Annotated in this window: 1 protein-coding gene; it reads left to right on the top strand. The window is 68.5% G+C overall.

The window, feature by feature from the left end; translation table 11 throughout:
* A partial coding sequence (locus P0Y43_RS19365) for a non-ribosomal peptide synthetase (protein ID WP_275638871.1) occupies nt 1–4673 on the top strand: 4673 nt, incomplete at both ends.

Genomic DNA, 4673 nt, shown 5'->3' with positions numbered 1-4673 from the left:
CGCGAACACGCCGACGCGGTGGCGGTGAGCTTCGACGGCCAGCAACTGACCTACGCCCAGCTCAATGGCCAGGCCAACGCCCTGGCCCATGAACTGATCGCCCGTGGCGTCGGCCCGGACGTGCTGGTCGGCCTGGCCGTGGAGCGCAGCCTGGAGATGCTCGTCGGCCTGCTGGCGATCCTCAAGGCCGGCGGCGCCTACGTGCCGCTGGACCCAGCCTACCCGCAGGAGCGCCTGGCCTACATGATCGAGGACAGCGGCATCGCCTTGCTGCTGGCCCAGCCACAGGTGCTGGAGCGCCTGCCGCTGCCCGAGCAATTGCCGGTATTGCTGCTGGGCGACAGCGCCTCGCGCGACGACGACCCGGTCACCGCAGTCGGCCCGGACAACCTGGCCTACGTCATCTACACCTCCGGCTCCACCGGCAAGCCAAAGGGCACCTTGCTGGCGCACCGCAACGTGCTGCGCCTGTTCAGCGCCACCGATCAGTGGTTCGACTTCGGCCCGCAGGATGTCTGGACCCTGTTCCACTCCTACGGCTTCGACTTCTCGGTCTGGGAGATCTTCGGCGCGCTGCTCTACGGCGGCCGCCTGCTGGTGGTGCCGCAGGACGTCACCCGCTCGCCGCGCGAGTTCTACCAACTGCTGTGCGAACAGGGCGTCACAGTGCTGAACCAGACCCCGTCGGCCTTCAAGGCGTTGATGCAGGTCGCCTGCACCGAACCGGGCGAACAGCAACTGCGCCAAGTGATCTTCGGTGGCGAAGCGCTGGACGTGAAAAGCCTGCGCCCCTGGTTCGAGCGTTTCGGCGACCAGGCCCCGCAGTTGGTGAACATGTATGGCATCACCGAAACCACCGTGCACGTGACCTACCGCCCGCTGGCCCTGGCCGACCTGGAACGGGAAGCCAGCAGCCCGATCGGCGAGCCGATCCAGGACCTGTCGTGGTACCTGCTCGACGGCGACCTCAACCCGGTGCCCAAAGGCTGCGTCGGCGAGCTCTACGTCGGTCGCGCGGGCCTTGCGCGTGGCTACCTGAACCGGGGCGACCTGAGCGCGACGCGCTTCATCCCCGACCCGTTCGGCAACGACGGCGGCCGCCTGTACCGCACCGGCGACCTGGCCCGTTACCAGGCCGACGGCGTGATCGAGTACATCGGCCGTATCGACCACCAGGTGAAGATCCGCGGTTTCCGCATCGAACTGGGCGAAATCGAAGCGCGCCTGCTGGCCGACCCAGCGGTGGGCAGTGTGGCGGTATTGCCGCATGGCGAAGGCGAGGCGCTGCAACTGGTGGCCTACGTGGTGCCGAAAGATGCAGCGCTGGCCGACGCCAGCCCCGAAGCCCAGGCCGACGCCCGCGACCAGCTCAAGGCCGGCCTGCGCGGCCAGCTGCCGGAATACATGGTCCCGGCGCACCTGCTGCTGCTCGCCGAACTGCCGCTGACCACCAATGGCAAGCTCGACCGCAAGGCGCTGCCAGCCCCTGACGCGAGCCTGCTGCAACAGGCCTACGTGGCCCCAGAGGGGCCGCTGGAACAGGCTGTCGCCCAGGTCTGGGCCGACATTCTCCAGTTGCCGCAGGTCGGCGCCGAGGATGATTTCTTCGCCCTGGGCGGCCACTCGCTGCTGGCCACCCAGGTGGTGTCGCGCCTTAGCCAGGCCTTGGACCTGCAAGTGCCGCTCAAGCGTCTGTTCGAGCACCGCACCCTGCGCGCCTTCGCCGCCAGCCTGGGCCAGGTCACGCAGCGCCAGGCGCCGCTGCTGCCGGTCGATCGTGACCAGCCGCTGCCGCTGTCCTATGCCCAGGAACGCCAGTGGTACCTCTGGCAGTTGGACCCGCAGAGCACCGCCTACCACATCCCCACGGCCCTGCGCCTGCGCGGCCCGCTGGACGTGGCGGCGCTGGAGCGAGCGTTCAGCGCGCTGGTCGAGCGTCACGAGACACTGCGTACCACGTTCCACCACGACGGCGCCCAGCTGGTTCAGGTGATCGCCCCGGCCACGCCGCTGCGCATTGCGGCACAGGCGGTAGAAGGGCAGGTCGATGTCCAAGCTTGGGTCGAAGCACAGGCCAGCCAACTGTTCGACCTGGCCCAGGGCCCGCTGCTGCGCGTCGGCCTGCTGCGCCTGGCCGAGGACGACCACGTACTGGCCCTGACCCAGCACCATATCGTTTCCGACGCCTGGTCGATGCAGCGCATGGTCGATGAGCTGCTGCACAGCTACACGGCGTTCAGCCAGGGCCGCACGCCCGAGCTGCCGGCCTTGCCCGTGCAGTACGCTGACTATGCCCTGTGGCAGCGCGCACGCATGGCGGGCGGTGAGCGTGAGCGGCAACTGGCTTACTGGGTCGCGCAACTGGGCAACGACCACGAAGTCATCGACCTGCCGCTGGATCACCCGCGCCCGGCCCAGGCCAGCGCCCGTGGCGCCACCCTGGCGATCAATCTTCCTCCCGAGCTGGCCGCGCGGCTGAAGGCGCTGGCCCAGGCCGAGGGCGCCACGCTGTTCATGGTGCTGCTGGCCTCGCTGCAGGCGCTGCTGCACCGCTACAGCCGCCAAGCGGCGATTCGCGTCGGCGTGCCGGTGGCCAACCGGCACCCACTGGAGACCGAAGGGCTGATTGGCTTCTTCGTCAACACCCAGGTCTTGCAGGCGCGCATCGACCCGCAGATGTCGGCGGCGCAGTTGCTGCGCCAGGTGCGTCAGGCGGCCTTGGAGGCTCAGGCGCACCAGGACCTGCCGTTCGAGCAACTGGTCGAAGCGTTGCAGCCCCAGCGCACCACCCGCCACCACCCATTGTTCCAGGTGCTGTTCAACCACCAGGCCCAGGCGCGTCAAGGCGCGGCGACGCGTCAAGTGGGTGGGCTGAGCCTGGAGGGCCTGGCCCTGGAAGGCAAGACGTCGCAGTTCGACCTGATGCTCGACACCTTCGAGGGGGCCGACGGCATCGAGGCACTGTTCACCTATGCCACCGACCTGTTCGAGGCCACGACCATCGAGCGTCTGGCCGGGCACTGGCAGGCGCTGTTGCAGGGCATGGTCGAAGCGCCGCGCCAGCGTATCGCCGACCTGCCGCTATTGGCCGACGCCGAGCGCCAAGCCACGCTGGTGGAGTGGAACAAGGCCTTCGTTGAGCACCCCATCGAACACTGTCTGCACCAGGTCATCGCCCAGCGTGCTCGCGAACACGCCGACGCGGTGGCGGTGAGCTTCGACGGCCAGCAACTGACCTACGCCCAGCTCAATGGCCAGGCCAACGCCCTGGCCCATGAACTGATCGCCCGTGGCGTCGGCCCGGACGTGCTGGTCGGCCTGGCCGTGGAGCGCAGCCTGGAGATGCTCGTCGGCCTGCTGGCGATCCTCAAGGCCGGCGGCGCCTACGTGCCGCTGGACCCAGCCTACCCGCAGGAGCGCCTGGCCTACATGATCGAGGACAGCGGCATCGCCTTGCTGCTGGCCCAGCCACAGGTGCTGGAGCGCCTGCCGCTGCCCGAGCAATTGCCGGTATTGCTGCTGGGCGACAGCGCCTCGCGCGACGACGACCCGGTCACCGCAGTCGGCCCGGACAACCTGGCCTACGTCATCTACACCTCCGGCTCCACCGGCAAGCCAAAGGGCACCTTGCTGGCGCACCGCAACGTGCTGCGCCTGTTCAGCGCCACCGATCAGTGGTTCGACTTCGGCCCGCAGGATGTCTGGACCCTGTTCCACTCCTACGGCTTCGACTTCTCGGTCTGGGAGATCTTCGGCGCGCTGCTCTACGGCGGCCGCCTGCTGGTGGTGCCGCAGGACGTCACCCGCTCGCCGCGCGAGTTCTACCAACTGCTGTGCGAACAGGGCGTCACAGTGCTGAACCAGACCCCGTCGGCCTTCAAGGCGTTGATGCAGGTCGCCTGCACCGAACCGGGCGAACAGCAACTGCGCCAAGTGATCTTCGGTGGCGAAGCGCTGGACGTGAAAAGCCTGCGCCCCTGGTTCGAGCGTTTCGGCGACCAGGCCCCGCAGTTGGTGAACATGTATGGCATCACCGAAACCACCGTGCACGTGACCTACCGCCCGCTGGCCCTGGCCGACCTGGAACGGGAAGCCAGCAGCCCGATCGGCGAGCCGATCCAGGACCTGTCGTGGTACCTGCTCGACGGCGACCTCAACCCGGTGCCCAAAGGCTGCGTCGGCGAGCTCTACGTCGGTCGCGCGGGCCTTGCGCGTGGCTACCTGAACCGGGGCGACCTGAGCGCGACGCGCTTCATCCCCGACCCGTTCGGCAACGACGGCGGCCGCCTGTACCGCACCGGCGACCTGGCCCGTTACCAGGCCGACGGCGTGATCGAGTACATCGGCCGTATCGACCACCAGGTGAAGATCCGCGGTTTCCGCATCGAACTGGGCGAAATCGAAGCGCGCCTGCTGGCCGACCCAGCGGTGGGCAGTGTGGCGGTATTGCCGCATGGCGAAGGCGAGGCGCTGCAACTGGTGGCCTACGTGGTGCCGAAAGATGCAGCGCTGGCCGACGCCAGCCCCGAAGCCCAGGCCGACGCCCGCGACCAGCTCAAGGCCGGCCTGCGCGGCCAGCTGCCGGAATACATGGTCCCGGCGCACCTGCTGCTGCTCGCCGAACTGCCGCTGACCACCAATGGCAAGCTCGACCGCAAGGCGCTGCCAGCCCC

Origin of the sequence: Pseudomonas entomophila, assembly GCF_029193575.1 — a bacterium.
GTDB lineage: Bacteria > Pseudomonadota > Gammaproteobacteria > Pseudomonadales > Pseudomonadaceae > Aquipseudomonas > Aquipseudomonas entomophila_G.
This window is presented reverse-complemented; position numbering and strand designations above follow the sequence as displayed.